This is a genomic window from Mannheimia haemolytica, from assembly GCA_900638155.1.
Classification (GTDB): domain Bacteria; phylum Pseudomonadota; class Gammaproteobacteria; order Enterobacterales; family Pasteurellaceae; genus Mannheimia; species Mannheimia glucosida.
Map to the genome: position 1 here is coordinate 1,336,477 of LR134495.1, position 15,649 is coordinate 1,352,125.

The window sequence follows — 15,649 nt, forward strand, 5'->3', positions numbered from 1 at the left end:
TAACGGGCGGTTGAAGCCCGTTATTCATCTTTATTGGTGAGAACTAGAAATTAGTTTCTTGTTCTGTTTCTACCACATTTTCAGATACAGTTTCTTCTGTATTTGCTTCGTTGGTATTATTGATGTCTTTCATCGTTAAGCGAATTCTGCCTTGACGGTCAATTTCCACCACTTTCACTTGCACTTCTTGACCAACGGCTAAGTAGTCTGCTACACGCTCAACACGTTCGTTAGTGATTTGTGAAATGTGGACTAAACCTTCTTTGCCGCCTAAGATGGAAACGAATGCACCGAAGTCCACCACACGGGTTACTTTACCGTTGTAGATTTGGTTTACTTCTACTTCAGCAACGATCTCTTCAATGCGAGCCATTACCGCTTTCGCTGCATTGCCGTCAGTTGCCGCAATTTTCACTGTACCGTCATCATCAATGTCGATAGAAGTATTGGTCTCTTCGGTTAATGCACGAATTGTTGCACCGCCTTTACCAATCACATCTTTGATTTTCTTCGGATCGATCTTCATTGTGTGAATGCGTGGGGCATAGTCAGAAATATCTGCACGAGGTGCCGGAATGGCTTGTTCCATTACACCTAAAATGTGCATTCTTGCACCTTTGGCTTGGTTTAAGGCAATACGCATAATTTCAGGGGTGATCCCTTCGATTTTGATGTCCATTTGCAGCGCAGTCACACCGGTACGGGTTCCTGCGACTTTAAAGTCCATATCGCCTAAGTGGTCTTCATCACCTAAAATGTCGGAAAGTACCACGAATTTTTCGTCTTCTTTCACGAGACCCATTGCGATACCGGCAACCGCTGCTTTGATTGGCACACCGGCGTCCATTAACGCAAGAGACGCACCACACACAGAGGCCATTGAAGAAGAACCGTTAGATTCAGTGATTTCAGACACCACACGCACTACATACGGGAACTCTTCGGCGGTTGGCATCACGGCTAATACGCCACGTTTTGCTAAACGACCGTGACCGATTTCACGGCGTTTTGGTGAGCCGATACGGCCGGTTTCGCCCACAGAGTATGGAGGGAAGTTGTAGTGGAATAAGAAACGGTCAGATTTTTCGCCGGTCAATTCGTCAATGATTTGGGCATCACGTTCTGTACCTAAGGTTGCCACCGCTAATGCTTGGGTTTCGCCACGGGTGAAAAGAGCAGAACCGTGGGTGCGTGGTAACACACCGGTGCAAATATCCAATGCACGCACGGTATCCACCGTACGACCGTCAATGCGTGGTTCGCCTGCAATAATACGGCTACGTACGATTTGGCTTTCTAATGCGGTGATGATGTCGATGATTGCGCCTTCGGAAACGGTTTCATCTTCTGCGGTAAGTTGAGCAATCACGTCCGCTTTAATCGCATCGATTTGCTCGTAACGAACTTGTTTTTCGACGATACGATAAGCATCGCCAATGCGTGCTTCTGCTAATGCTTTTACTTTGTTGATTAAATCTGTGTTTGGCTCTGGTGCAACCCAATCCCAACGTGGTTTGCCCGCTTCTTTAACAAATTCTTTGATGTTTTCGATCACAACTTGTTGCTGCTCGTGACCGAACACCACCGCCGCTAACATTTGCTCTTCGGTTAAGATGTCCGCTTCAGATTCCACCATTAACACGGCTTTGTCTGTACCGGCAACCACTAAATCCAAACGGCTGATTTTTTGCTCGCTGGTGGTTGGGTTTAACACGAATTGGTCGTTGATGAAACCGACACGAGCCGCACCGATTGGGCCGTTAAACGGCACGCCGGATAATGAAAGGGCAGCCGATGCACCGATCATCGCAACCAGATCAGGACTGATTTGTGGGTTTACCGATACTACGGTCGCAATCACTTGAATTTCGTTGAAGAAACCTTCAGGGAAAAGTGGACGCACAGGACGGTCGATCAGGCGAGCGATTAAGGTTTCACCTTCCGATGGTCGGCCTTCACGTTTGAAGAAACCGCCCGGAATACGACCGGCTGCGTAAGTACGCTCTTGATAATCTACGGTTAATGGGAAGAAATCTTGCCCTGCTTTCACGTCTTTTTTCGCCACTACGGTAACAAATACGGTTGTGTCGTCCATACTTGCCATTACTGCTGCCGTTGCTTGGCGTGCGATAGCACCGGTTTCTAAGGTCACGGTGTGCTGACCGTATTTAAACTGTTTTACAATTGGAGTCATTGAAATTTTCCTTTTTAAAGAATTTACGATTTGTCGTTTTATTTCTCTAAATTGCGACTAGCAAAAAGGCTTTTGGGCAAAACATTTTTGATAGCCGCCTCTCAATAACAAGAAATAAAACTTGTCTAGTATAGCGTGATTTTTATAAAAAATCGCCTATTATTTTGTTTCTACAAGCGGTTATTTTGAGTAAAAAAATTGCAAAAAACGACCGCTTGTGTTTCAGGCTAGACTAAACAGGCTAAATCGTAGAAAATACCCCTCGTTTTTTTAATATAAATATCAATAAAAATGACCACAGAAATCAATTATGAAGGCATTGAGCAGATGCCGATTAAGCGTTTTACCGAAGATGCTTACCTCAATTATTCGATGTATGTAATTATGGACAGGGCATTGCCGTTTATTGGCGATGGCTTGAAACCGGTGCAACGCCGTATTATTTATGCGATGTCGGAACTTGGGCTAAATGCCTCGGCAAAGTATAAAAAATCAGCCCGTACTGTAGGTGATGTATTAGGTAAATTCCACCCACACGGTGATAGTGCCTGCTATGAGGCAATGGTGCTAATGGCTCAGCCGTTCTCTTACCGCTATCCGCTAGTGGACGGGCAAGGCAACTGGGGGGCGCCGGACGACCCGAAATCCTTTGCGGCAATGCGTTATACTGAATCGAAATTGTCTAAAATTGCAGAAATTTTATTGGGTGAGTTAGGGCAAGGAACGGTGGATTATCAGCCCAATTTTGATGGCTCGTTGGAAGAACCGAAATATCTGCCGGCTCGTTTACCGCATATTTTGCTGAATGGCACGATGGGGATTGCGGTGGGAATGGCAACCGATATTCCACCACACAATATCAATGAATTGGCTGATGCCAGTGTGATGTTATTGGATAACCCAAAAGCAACGCTTGATGATGTGCTAAGCGTGGTGCAAGGCCCAGATTACCCGACAGAGGCTGAAATCATCACGCCAAAAGCGGAAATTGCCAAAATGTATGAGCAAGGTCGTGGTTCGATTAAAATGCGTGCGGTGTGGAAAAAAGAAGAGGGTGAAATTGTGATTTCAGCCTTGCCTCACCAAGCCTCGCCTTCAAAAATTATTGAGCAAGTAGCAACCCAAATGCGGAATAAAAAACTGCCGATGGTGGACGATATTCGTGATGAATCTGACCACGAAAACCCGATTCGGATTGTGATTGTGCCACGTTCTAATCGCATTGATTTTGAGGCGTTAATGGATCATCTGTTTGCCACAACCGATTTGGAGAAAAGCTACCGAGTCAATATGAATATGATTGGCTTAGACGGCAAACCGGCAGTGAAGAATTTACTGGATATTCTCAATGAGTGGCTGAGTTTCAGACGCACCACCGTCACTCGCCGTCTGAATTACCGATTAGATAAAATTTTAAACCGCTTGCATATTTTAGACGGTTTGATGATTGCATTTCTCAATATTGATGAAGTAATTGAGATTATTCGCAATGAAGATGAGCCGAAAGCCGAGCTAATGGCTCGTTTTAATCTGACCGATGTGCAAGCAGAGGCAATTCTGAATTTACGTTTACGCCACTTAGCCAAATTGGAAGAGCATCAATTACAGGCGGAAAAATCCGAACTGGAAAAAGAACGTGATGAATTGCAACTGATTTTAGGCTCGGAACGCCGTTTGAACAGCCTGATTAAGAAAGAGATTCAAGCCGATGCCAAAGCATTTGTCAGCCCACGCCGTTCACCATTGGTTGAGCGTGCAGAATCTAAAGCGATTGCGGAAAGTGACTTAACCCCAACCGAAGATGTAACGGTGATTTTGTCTGAAAAAGGCTGGGTACGTTGTGCCAAAGGACACGATATTGATGTTCAAGCCCTAAGCTATAGAGCCGGAGATGGTTATCTTGCCCACGCAAGGGGCAGAAGTAATCAGCCGGTGGTATTTTTAGACAGTACAGGCCGAGCTTATGCACTCGACCCAACTTCACTGCCTTCTGCACGCTCGCAAGGTGAACCGCTTACAGGCAAAATCACTCTACCTGAAGGTGCAACTGTTCAACAGGTATTAATGGCAAATTCGGAAACCAAAGTGTTAATGGCGTCCGACTCGGGCTACGGTTTTATTTGCACCTTTGAAGATTTAGTTTCACGCAATAAAGCAGGGAAAGCGGTTATTTCTTTAACCGAAAATGCGAAAGTGCTTCCACCACAACTGCTTGATAGCGATGACAATTTATCTTTAGTGGCAATGAGCAATGTCGGCAGAATGTTGGTTTTCCCGGTGAGTGAATTACCGGAACTTTCCAAAGGTAAAGGCAATAAGATCATCAATATTTCCGCTGCCGCAGCAAAATCCGGTGATGAATACTTAGCTCGTTTATTGGTCATCAAACCAACCAACTCGCTGGTCTTTGTGTCCGGTAAACGTAAAATCACATTAAAACCGAGCGATATTGATAACTACCGTGGCGAACGAGCAAGAAAAGGCTCACAGCTTATAAGAGGGCTTAGTACCAATTCAACGGTAGAGATTGTTGAGTAAAGAGAAGAAGCGGTTAGGGGGTAAATCCAACAATTTTGCCCCAAATAACCGCTTGCAATGGAGTTATTGCTTATTCAAATAAGCCTTTGTGAAGCGAACGAACCACATCGTCTGCTTCTGCATTTTTCACTAAGGTACAAACATTATTGCTGCTTGCTCCATAGCTGATTAGGCGAATGCTGTAATTCTCAAGAGTGTGGAATAATTTTTTCGCCACACCGGACTGAGCGTGTAAGTTGTTGCCGATAATAGCGACTAAAGCGAGGTCGCTTTCTACTTGCACATTGCAATATGCGTTAAGCTCATCGAGTAATTCCGCTGATAACATATCCGCACCTGAAGAGGCTGAGCCCGTTTTATCTAGGGTCAATGCAACGCTGACTTCGGAAGTGGTAATCACATCAACCGAAATTTTGTGTTTCGCTAAAATTGCAAATACATTCGCTAAGAAACCTTGTGCGTGTAGCATTGAAAGGCTGGAAAGCGTGAGTAAAATTTGGTTGCGGCGTAATGCAATCGCACGGAAAGTCGGGCGTGGTTGTGGATCACGGGTTACCCAAGTGCCGCCTTGTTCCGGTGCTTTACTTGAGCCTACGTATACTGGAATATTACTACGCACTGCCGGTAATAAGGTTGCAGGGTGTAATACTTTTGCCCCAAAGGTTGCCATTTCTGCCGCTTCGTTAAATGCCATTGTGTCAATGCGTTGAGCGTTCGGTACAACACGAGGATCGGTAGTATAAATCCCCGGTACGTCTGTCCAAATGAGTACATCGTTAGCATTTAATACTTCTGCTAACAATGCAGCAGAGTAGTCTGAACCGCCACGTCCTAAAGTGGTGGTTTTGCCTTCATCATCACGACCGATAAAGCCCTGTGTAATCACAATTTTGCCTGATGCGATTAATGGCTTAATCACATTGTCTGATTGTTGCTGGGTTTTCTCGTCATTTGGTGCTGCTTTTCCATAATGGTTGTTTGTTGCCACAACGTCACGCACATCTACCCATACTGCCGGGTGTCCACGTTCAATTAATAATTGCGTGAAGATTTTGGTGGACATCATTTCCCCGTGGCTGATTAACTCATCACTTAAGGCGGCTGAGGTAGCTAGGCTGGCTGATTCTGCTAATGTTTCAATACGTTCTAATAATTCGTCGATTTCCGCTTTAACAGCATCTTGATGTTGTAATTTTTCAATAATATTGTATTGAATTTGGCGGACTGCTGCGATGACTTCATCACGGTGTTCTTTTTCACAGCCGTTAGCAAGTTCCACTAAGTAATTTGTTACGCCGGCAGAGGCAGAAAGCACAACCACACGAGTATTTGCATCAGCAATTACAATATTGGCAGAAGAGGTCATTGCATCAAAATTTGCAACACTTGTACCACCAAATTTAGCCACAGAAAGATGAGACATAATAAAAATTTCCTTAAAACAAAAATAGATAAATATTGTGTTAGGGGATATTCGGAAAGGAAATTTGAGTAGATTATACGGTTTTATTGTTGAACCAATTAATCAGAGCACTCCATTTAATATGGTAAAATAACCTATTAAATGACAGCTGATAGGATTCAACCTATTCAGCCGATGTTAATTCCAGTCTAGTGAATTCACACCTCGGCAATCACTCCCATCACTTAATTCTCAAACGGCCCTAGTTGCCTAAAATCAAGTTGCCTGAGTGTTGCACCTCTCCCGTAATGGCAAGCCCATTACTCTTTTTCAACAGTATTGAAAAGTGTGCATAGAAATACCGTTTTATTAATGTTTTGTCAATGAATATTTAGGTAATCCAGTGCTATTTAGATAATTATTTAAAATATCACGATAAAAAGTGAACATATTGCTAATATTGAATAAAAACTCCTAAAAAATATTTTGAAATGGATCACAAAACCAAATTTATTTGATTGTTCTTTAATCGGTTTTTTTCTATGCTTAAGTTACTCATTATGAGGTATTTTTGGAGGCTTTTATGAGTACATTAACCTATTTACAAAAAATTGGGCGTGCATTAATGGTGCCGGTTGCTGCATTACCGGCAGCTGCATTATTAATGGGTATAGGCTATTGGATTGATCCGGACGGCTGGGGAGCGAATAGCCAATTAGCGGCATTGCTAATTAAGTCTGGGGCGGCAATTATTGATAATATGTCTATTCTGTTTGCTGTGGGTGTGGCATTTGGTATGTCAAAAGAAAAAGATGGGGCAGCCGCATTATCCGGTTTAGTCGGGTACTTAGTGATTACCACTTTGTTGTCTCCGGGGGCTGTTGCTCAGCTAAAGGGGATTGCAGTTGATCAAGTGTCTGCAGCATTCGGTAAAATCAACAACCAATTTATCGGGATCTTAGTAGGGGTTATTTCAGCCGAAATTTATAACCGTTTCTACCAAGTAGAGTTACCGAAAGCATTGTCTTTCTTTAGCGGTAAACGATTGGTACCGATTGTGGTGTCAGTGGTAATGATTGTGGTGTCATTTATCTTACTCTATGTCTGGCCGGTTATTTTTGGTGCTTTAGTCTCTTTTGGGGAATCTATCAAAGATATGGGAGCGTTAGGGGCAGGTATTTATGCTTTCTTTAATCGTTTGTTAATTCCGGTTGGATTACACCATGCATTAAACTCGGTTTTCTGGTTTGATGTTGCAGGCATTAATGATATTCCAAACTTCTTAGGTGGAGCAAAATCATTGGCTGAGGGCAAAGCAGTGATAGGGGTAACAGGTATGTATCAAGCTGGTTTCTTCCCGGTGATGATGTTTGGCTTACCTGCGGCAGCATTAGCTATTTACCACAGTGCGAAACTGGCTAAGAAAGTGCAAGTAGCCTCTATTATGTTTGCTGCTGCTTTAGCTTCGTTCTTCACCGGCATTACGGAACCGCTTGAATTTGCCTTTATGTTTGTTGCACCTGTGCTTTATGTGGTTCACGCTTTATTAACCGGATTATCTGTTTATATTGCTGCCTCAATGGAATGGATTGCCGGTTTCGGTTTTAGTGCAGGTTTGGTTGATTTAGTGTTATCGACACGAAATCCGCTGGCTATACAGTGGTATATGTTATTGGCTCAAGGTATCGTGTTCGCGGTAATTTACTATGTATTATTCCGTGTGGTGATCCAAGCCTTTAACTTAAAAACGCCAGGGCGTGAAGATGATACCGAAGTGCAAACAGTGAATGCGGTTTCTCGTAGTGAACAAGCTGCCAAATTTGTTGAAGCATTAGGTGGTAAAGAGAATATTACCAGCATTGATGCTTGCATTACCCGATTACGCTTAATCTTAAATGACACGGCGAAAGCTGATGATGCTAAATTGAAAGCCTTAGGGTCAAAAGGCAATATCAAATTAGGTGAGAATGGCTACCAAGTGATTTTAGGGCCGGAAGCAGAATTTGTGGCAGATGCAATGAAAAAACTGAATTAACCGTATGAATCACAAGCGGTCTGATTTGCGAATTTTTTTGCAAATTAGACCGCTTGGCTTTTTATGCTTTTTTATTGGTTGGTGCTTGTTTGTGAGAGGCCATTTTTTGGCGGATTTCACGGCGTTGTTTGGAAAGTTCCGCATTACGGATCATATAATCATCCACCCGATTTTCATAGTCATCACGCATATTGGAGATGATGGCTCGAACTTCCTCGATAGACATTTCATCGGTAATGTATTGCGTTAGGTTATCTAATAAAAGAACACGTTTCTGATTGTCACGAATTTTGCGATCATTATCCGCAGTTTCACGATGTAGTTTGTTTTTTAGACGATAAAGATGCACATATTCCAGCATATCGTGGAATGATTTATTCACTTCAGACATATCAATCTCCCTTGATGTAGTGTTGAATTAAGTAAGCTCGTAAATCCTATTCTTTTTCCGTCAATTCGTCAAAAAAATTTATCACATTTTATGATTTAAATTAATTCTGGCGAATAACGCTAAATTTGTAGTGATATCTAGGGCTCAAAAATGGTAATATCTTACTTATTTCAGTTATTGGTACAGGGTTTCATTATGTCATCAAATATTGCTCCTAGAGAGTTTGCAGCTATTGATTTAGGCTCGAACAGCTTTCATATGATTGTAGCCCGTATCGTAAATGGTTCCATTCAAGTGCTTTCCCGCTTGAAACGGCGTGTACGGCTGGCAGATGGGCTTGATGAGAATTTAGTGTTAAGCCAAGAAGCGATTGATAGAGGGATTGCTTGCTTAGCCTTATTTGCCAAGCGTTTAGAAGGATTTTCTGCGGAGAATGTGAAAGTGGTTGGCACTTATACCTTACGCAGAGCAATCAATAACCAAGATTTTCTGGAGCAAGCGAAAGCAGTATTTCCTTACCCTATTTCCATTATTTCCGGACAACAAGAGGCGAGGCTGATTTATTCGGGCGTTAGCCATACCCAACCCGAAACTGGCAGAAAATTAGTGGTAGATATTGGCGGTGGTTCAACTGAAATGACTATCGGTGATGATTTTACCCCGATTCGAGCGGAAAGTCGTCATATGGGTTGTGTGAGTTTTGCAAAACGCTTTTTCCCGCAGGGAGAATTAACGATTGAGCGTTTTGATAGCGCCTATCAGCTTGCAATGGAAAAAATCGAAGATTTAATGTGGGAGTACAAAGAGTTAGGTTGGGACTATGCTTTAGGTTCTTCCGGCACGATTAAAACTGTTCATCAAGTGCTGATTGCCAATGGCTATCGTGATGGCTTAATTACAGAAAGCCGCCTACAGAAAATTATTGATATTTGCCTAGAGTTTAAATCGTTAAATGAGATTAAGCTACGAGGCTTACTTGATGAACGAGCAGACGTGCTAGTTCCGGGCTTAGCTATTCTTTTAGCACTTTTTCACACCTTTAGAATTGAGGTATTACGTTATTCCAACGGAGCTTTAAGAGAAGGGGTAATGTATGGTTTGGAGAAAAGTTTCCAAGTTGGGGATATTCGCCAGCGTACCGCAGAGGCGTTAGCCGAGCAATTTGATTTAGATAAACAGCAAGCAAAAAGGGTGGAACATACGGCGTTGATTTTATTTGACCAAATCAAAACTTGGAAAAACCGCCGCCAAGTGCAAGATTTGCGTTCAATCTTAAAATGGGCAAGCTTATTGCATGAGATCGGCATTGTAGTAAACCACAATAATGTGCATCGTCATTCTGCTTATTTGATTGCAAACCGAGATTTACCGGGATTTGATTTTGAACAGCAAACCCTTCTATCGGTATTAATGCGATACCATCTTAAAGGATTCAAACGCTCGGATATTCGTAGTATCAACCGTTACCAATGTAGAGATGTATTAACGTTGGTACGGGTTTTCCGGCTAGCGGTGCTATTAAACCGTTCTCGCCAAGCGACTGTAGTGCCGAAACAGTTGAATTTGGTGATTGAAAATAATGCTTGGCAACTTACCTTTGAACAGGGCTTCTTAGCGAATAATCCACTGATTTCAATAGATTTAGAAGAAGAGCAAAAAATATTGGCGAGTACAAATCTTCAGTTTGCGGTCTCTTAACATTTAAATGAAGGAAGCGAAGGCTTCCTTTTTCGTTTATTGCATTCCCTTTTGCGAACAAGCGGTCAAATTTAGCTAATTTTTTGCAAAAAGTATTTTTTAAAATTTGATCAACTTCTCATTTTTGATGTTTGCTTATTGAGATTATATATTTTACGAATTATCCTACTTTTATTGGAGTGTATCTTCATAAATTTTAGTAGTATGGAGCAGATTATTAGGATTAGTTATTTTTAGGAGAATTATATGATATTAGCCGATTTATCAAGAGACGATTATTTAAAATCACTTCCACCAGTATTCGCTCGCCTTTGTAAAAAATTAAAAAGTTTAGATTTAGTTAATTTGGAATTAGGCTGGCAAGAATTAGAAAATGGTATTCGCATGAATGTGATGTCATTTGAAACTACGCCAGCTGAGGGAAAAAAAGCAGAGTTACACCGAAAATTTATCGATATTCAATTATTAATAGACGGTGAAGAAATGATTGAATACGGATTAAGTCAGCCGGATTTATCTAAGTATGATGAATATCGAGATGAAGATGACTACCAATTAACAGCTGAGATTGATGATAAAAATAACTTGATCCTCAAGCCAAATATGTTCGCTATTTTCCTCCCTTATGAACCGCATAAGCCTGGAAATTCGGTGAATGGTAACAAAACATTGAAAAAGCTGGTGGTGAAAGTACCTGTTGAATTGATTTAGGAGGCTACTATGTCTAGTCGGGGAAAAATTCTTAATACAATTAGCTCGCTACAAAATAGTTTAACCAAAACAGAGAAGAAAATAGCTGCTGCTATTTTATCTCAGCCGGAATTGCTAAGCCAATGTTCATTATCTGAAGTGGCCAAACAATTAGATGTTGGTGAAGCAACTTTTATTCGTTTTTGTCGTACATTAGGTTTTAAAGGTTATACCGACTTTAAATTAGAGCTTGCAATAGAGTTGGCTACGCAAAATCAAGATAATAGGGTATTGCTTGATACGGATGTTTCAGAATCGGATACATCGAAAGATATTGCTGAGAAGCTCAAAGTGAGTTTAGATAACGTTATTGAAGAGACTATTAATTTGCTTGACTTTAACGTGTTGGAAAAAGTTGTTGAAGAATTACGTAAGGCAAAACGGATCTTTTTATTTGGAGTGGGTTCTTCTGGGTTAACCGCAGAAGATGCAAAACATAAATTAATGCGTATTGGGCTACAAACCGATGCAGTCACAAATAATCATTTTATGTATATGCAGGCGGCATTAGTGAAAGAGGGGGATTTAGTTATAGGGATTAGTCATTCAGGCTATTCTGAAGAAATAGTGAAATCACTACGTTTTTCTCGTGCAAATAAAGCTACAACGGTTGCGATTACACACAATTTACGCTCCCCCGTCACGGAAGAGGCTAATTATGTGTTAATTAATGGTAATCGACAGGGGCATATGCAAGGAGATTCTATCGGTACTAAAATGTCACAACTTTTCGTTCTTGATTTAATTTATACCTTACTAGTTAAAGCCGAACCCGAAAATGCGTTGAAACAGAAACAAAAAACACTGAATGTGATTTTGGAACAACGTGTTAAAGGCTAATAAGCAGTGATATTACCCTATAAAAGTCAAAAACCTTTGGCAAAGTATTGCCAGAGGTTTTTTAATTTTCATCATATGGTGATGAATTAATTTGGTAGGGATTTTTATCGATTTCCTATAACACTTGAAAGTAAGAAAACAATCTACTGGCAGCCACAGCTCTTTTGAGCAGAGACTGCCAGAGTGAGTTTCATTTTCTATAGCTCTATTTGAAAATGATCTGGTTTTTTGGATCGTATTTATCTGCCTCAATAATTTTATTTTCTTCGAAGAATTTTTTCAGCATTTCGGCATCAATAAAGCCTGTATTGACATAGCTAGGGTGTTTTTTCAGTAATGGGTAGCCATCGCCACCAGCCGCAACATAGTCAGGCAGAGAAACTTTATAAGTTTTCTCTTTATCAAAAGGTTTGCCACCGATTTTAACATCAGAAATAGTTTTTGCTGTACGATCGACTACCATTGAAATGCCGGCAAATTGAGGATAAGCGCCAGTATCAACTTCTTTCAGAGCAATAGTGGTGAGGGTATCTAACAATTCTTGTCCTTTTAAATCCACCGTTGCAATCATATTACCGAAAGGTTGAACAGTCAGAATATGTTTATAAGTTACTACACCTTCTTCAAGGGAGGTACGAATACCGCCGGAGTTCATAATCCCGATATCGGCTTTTACCCTTTCCATTTGCGATTGTGCAATTAAACGACCGAGATTGGTTTGTTGGAAGCGAATATGCTCACGTTTGCCGTCTAATAACCCTTTCACACGACCAACTTCAATATTAAGCTTTTTATCGCCCTCATCTTGATATTTTTTCAATAAGGTATAGGTTGCTTCATCGGCTTTGATTTCAGGCTGGTAAAGTTGGTATTCTTTAGTACCGTCTTCTTTTTTAATGGTTTTTTTTAAGTTGACCGGAATTAATTCATATTTTACCAAGGTGGTTTTTCCATCTTTAAACTCAAAATCAGCCCGTCCAACAAATTTGCCCCATTCGCCGGCTTGCACAATCCAAGTACCGTTTTGGAAGTCTGGTTTACATTCCTCACCTGGCGTATATTTGGCTTTGAATTGACCTTTTTCATCAATACAAACAGTATCGTGGGTATGACCGCCAATGATTAAATCGAACGCTCCTTTTTCTAAGGTACGGGCCATTGTTACATCACCTGGTGCATTAGTACCATGTTTACCGTCAAAATAGTAACCCATATGGGTTAAAGCGATACGTACGTCGGGTTTTTCTTTTTGATTAATTTCAGCTAATGTGTTTTTTGCTGTTTCAATAGGGTTTTTGAAAAAGGCATTTTCCGTTACATCTGGATTACCTAATTTTGCGGTATCTTCGGTTGTTAATCCGATAACAGCAATTTTTAGTCCGCCTCGTTCTAACATCACGTAAGGTTTTACAATGGGTTTATCCGTTTTTTTATTAATGACATTGGCCGAAATAAAGGGGAATTTAGCCCATTTTTCTTGCATAGAGAGAATTTGCAGTGGGTAATCAAATTCGTGATTACCTAGAACCATTGCATCGTAACCAATCGCATTCATTCCTTCAATATCAGGACGTGCATTTTGCATATCTGACTCCGGCACGCCTGTATTCGCATCACCTGCATTCAGCATTAATACCGAACCACCTTTTTCTGCGACCTCTTTGCGAATATTATCAACCAATGTTTTTTGAGCAGCGAGACCGTATTCGCCTTTATCACTTTGCCAAAAGTGACCGTGTATATCGTTAGTATGTAAAACCGTAAAACGATATGTTTTACCTGTCTCGTAGGCCATTGCTGATGTTGCACTAAGTAGTGCTACCGAAAGTAATGTTTTTTTTAAGCGCATAAATACCTCAGTAAGAGTGTTGGTTGAAAAATAGAGTTAACAAAACAAAATTAATATCCAAGTTATAGCGAGTAAAACCATCGCCATAAATACAGCTGCAGAGCCAATATCTTTAGCTCTACCAGAAAGCTCGTGGAAATCAGCCCCAATGCGGTCAACAACAGATTCAACCGCACTATTGAGTAGTTCTGTAACTAAAACAAGTAAAACTGTGCCTACTAATAATGCTTTTTCAATATTGGTTTCGCCTAGAATAAGCCCTAGAGGGAATAAAATAGTAGCGCACCAAATTTCTTGGCGAAAGGCGGCTTCATTAATATAAGCGGCTTTTAACCCCTTCATAGAGTAGCCAGCTGCATTGATCACACGTTGAAAATCTGCTTTATTGGTTGGTTTCATAGTAAATAAATAAAATAAAAGAGTTTAGAGAACTATTGTACTGAAAGAATGGTGATGTTCAAAGAACCTAAGGAAAAAATAATATGATAGCCATGGAATGTAAAAAACTTCACTTTTTTGTAAAAAAATCTGAAAAATAAACCGCTTGTTTATTCCATATTTGTTTATTTTCCGCTAATCTTATAAACCTATTTTTTCAGGCGGATAAATTTTATTTATCCTTATTTTTTTGTTGTCTTACAGAAGTGAAGGGTTATGAGTCAATCATTATCATCAAAAATTCTTGGCGGTAATTTAGTATTACGTATCGCCATTGGTTTAGTGCTAGGGGTATTGCTGGCATTTATTAATAAAGAATGGGCTACCAGCGTTGGTGTATTAGGTCAATTTTTTGTGAAATCACTACGTGCCATTGCGCCTATTTTAGTATTTGTATTAGTTTTGGCTGCGATTGCAAATAAAGAAGTTGGTTCAGATAGCAAATTAAAGCCGATTCTGGTGCTTTATGTATTAGGTACATTTTTTGCGGCATTAACGGCTGTTGTTTTAAGCTTTATGTTCCCAACTACATTAGAGCTTACTGCAAGCCCAGACGGTTTAACCCCGCCACAAGGCATTGGTGAAATTCTAAAAACCGTTATTTTTAACTTAGTTGATAATCCATTAGTCGCATTAAGTAATGCAAACTTTATCGGTATTCTTGCGTGGTCTATCGGTTTAGGGATTGCATTCCGCCACGGTTCGGCAACTTCAAAAGCATTCTTAAATGATTTAGCTAATGCCGTTTCGTTTGTTGTGAAAGTTGTGATTGCATTTGCGCCTATTGGGGTATTTGGTTTAGTAGCTGAAACTGTTGCCATCAATGGTATTGATGCGTTTGAAGATTACGCACGTTTATTAGTTGTCTTAGTTGGCGCAATGTTATTTGTGGCATTAGTACTAAATCCATTATTAGTCTATTGGAAAATTCGTCGTAACCCATACCCACTTACATTTACCTGTTTACGAGAGAGTGGTGTAACGGCATTCTTTACCCGCAGTTCAGCAGCCAACATTCCGGTAAATATGAATTTAGCCAAGCGTTTGGGCGTTCGTGATGAGATCGCTTCTGTAGCTATTCCATTAGGTGCAAGTATTAATATGGCAGGAGCAGCGATTACTGTTACCGTATTAACCCTAGCAGCAGCTTATACACAAGGTATTCAGCCTGATTTTGCAACAGCACTTTTATTAAGCGTAGTTGCATCAATCTGTGCTTGTGGCGCATCTGGTGTGGCAGGTGGTTCATTATTATTGATTCCATTAGCTTGTAGTTTATTTAATATTCCAAACGATATTGCAGCACAAGTGATTGGGGTAGGTTTCGTGATTGGGGTAATTCAAGACTCAGTTGAAACCGCATTAAACTCTTCAACAGACGTATTATTTACCGCAGCGGTAAGTTACGCTGAAGATCAAAAATCAGCATAATATCTCTTCTTTATAAGGCAGGCTAAAAAGTCTGCCTTTATTTTTTCAGGTATTTTTGCGATCTGTGTCGAAAATCTGAAAAT

Annotated in this window: 11 protein-coding genes and 1 riboswitch; of the genes, 6 read left to right on the forward strand and 5 right to left on the reverse strand. The window is 40.6% G+C overall.

What is annotated here, in order from left to right:
* Positions 1-43: 43 nt before the first annotated feature.
* Positions 44-2,194: a polyribonucleotide nucleotidyltransferase gene (pnp, locus tag EL242_RS06675; protein ID WP_126302004.1), complete on the reverse strand. Its 2,151-nt coding sequence runs from the start codon at positions 2,192-2,194 to the stop codon at positions 44-46.
* Positions 2,195-2,485: 291 nt separating this feature from the next.
* On the opposite strand from pnp, the gene parC reads away from it, so the two are divergent.
* The gene (gene parC / locus EL242_RS06680) at positions 2,486-4,732 is read left to right on the forward strand and encodes a DNA topoisomerase IV subunit A (RefSeq protein ID WP_126302005.1); all 2,247 of its coding nucleotides are present in this window, start codon (positions 2,486-2,488) and stop codon (positions 4,730-4,732) included.
* A gap of 70 nt (positions 4,733-4,802) precedes the next feature.
* On the opposite strand, the gene lysC is transcribed toward parC, so the two are convergent.
* Positions 4,803-6,155: a lysine-sensitive aspartokinase 3 gene (gene lysC / locus EL242_RS06685; RefSeq protein WP_126302006.1), complete on the reverse strand. Its 1,353-nt coding sequence runs from the start codon at positions 6,153-6,155 to the stop codon at positions 4,803-4,805.
* Between the two features lie 98 nt (positions 6,156-6,253).
* Positions 6,254-6,445: riboswitch (Lysine riboswitch) on the reverse strand.
* Between the two features lie 272 nt (positions 6,446-6,717).
* Here lysC and nagE point away from each other — a divergent pair.
* A complete protein-coding gene (gene nagE / locus EL242_RS06690) occupies positions 6,718-8,169 on the forward strand; it encodes an N-acetylglucosamine-specific PTS transporter subunit IIBC (RefSeq protein WP_126302007.1) in 1,452 nt (483 codons plus the stop codon).
* Between the two features lie 61 nt (positions 8,170-8,230).
* On the opposite strand, the gene EL242_RS06695 is transcribed toward nagE, so the two are convergent.
* The gene (locus EL242_RS06695; RefSeq protein WP_006252310.1) at positions 8,231-8,560 is read right to left on the reverse strand and encodes a DUF496 family protein; all 330 of its coding nucleotides are present in this window, start codon (positions 8,558-8,560) and stop codon (positions 8,231-8,233) included.
* 195 nt (positions 8,561-8,755) lie between these two features.
* Between EL242_RS06695 and ppx the strand changes: the two genes are divergently transcribed.
* The 3 genes from ppx to EL242_RS06710 all read left to right on the forward strand — a co-directional run bounded on the left by ppx (position 8,756) and on the right by EL242_RS06710 (position 11,848).
* The gene (gene ppx / locus EL242_RS06700) at positions 8,756-10,258 is read left to right on the forward strand and encodes an exopolyphosphatase (protein WP_126302008.1); all 1,503 of its coding nucleotides are present in this window, start codon (positions 8,756-8,758) and stop codon (positions 10,256-10,258) included.
* Between the two features lie 246 nt (positions 10,259-10,504).
* On the forward strand, positions 10,505-10,969 hold the full coding sequence (nanQ, locus tag EL242_RS06705) for an N-acetylneuraminate anomerase (RefSeq protein WP_006248605.1): 465 nt from the start codon (positions 10,505-10,507) through the stop codon (positions 10,967-10,969).
* A 9-nt stretch (positions 10,970-10,978) separates the two neighbouring features.
* Positions 10,979-11,848 (forward strand): MurR/RpiR family transcriptional regulator, encoded by an 870-nt coding sequence (locus EL242_RS06710; protein ID WP_006248604.1) that lies wholly within the window; start codon positions 10,979-10,981, stop codon positions 11,846-11,848.
* 205 nt (positions 11,849-12,053) lie between these two features.
* Here EL242_RS06710 and ushA read toward each other — a convergent pair whose 3' ends face one another.
* Together ushA and EL242_RS06720 are read right to left on the reverse strand one after the other, a co-directional pair.
* Positions 12,054-13,697, reverse strand: coding sequence for a bifunctional UDP-sugar hydrolase/5'-nucleotidase UshA (ushA, locus tag EL242_RS06715; RefSeq protein ID WP_126302009.1), 1,644 nt, complete (start codon positions 13,695-13,697; stop codon positions 12,054-12,056).
* 36 nt (positions 13,698-13,733) lie between these two features.
* The gene (locus EL242_RS06720; protein WP_006248602.1) at positions 13,734-14,096 is read right to left on the reverse strand and encodes a diacylglycerol kinase; all 363 of its coding nucleotides are present in this window, start codon (positions 14,094-14,096) and stop codon (positions 13,734-13,736) included.
* A gap of 255 nt (positions 14,097-14,351) precedes the next feature.
* Between EL242_RS06720 and sstT the strand changes: the two genes are divergently transcribed.
* Positions 14,352-15,566: a serine/threonine transporter SstT gene (sstT, locus tag EL242_RS06725; protein WP_126302010.1), complete on the forward strand. Its 1,215-nt coding sequence runs from the start codon at positions 14,352-14,354 to the stop codon at positions 15,564-15,566.
* The last annotated feature ends 83 nt before the right edge of the window (positions 15,567-15,649 follow it).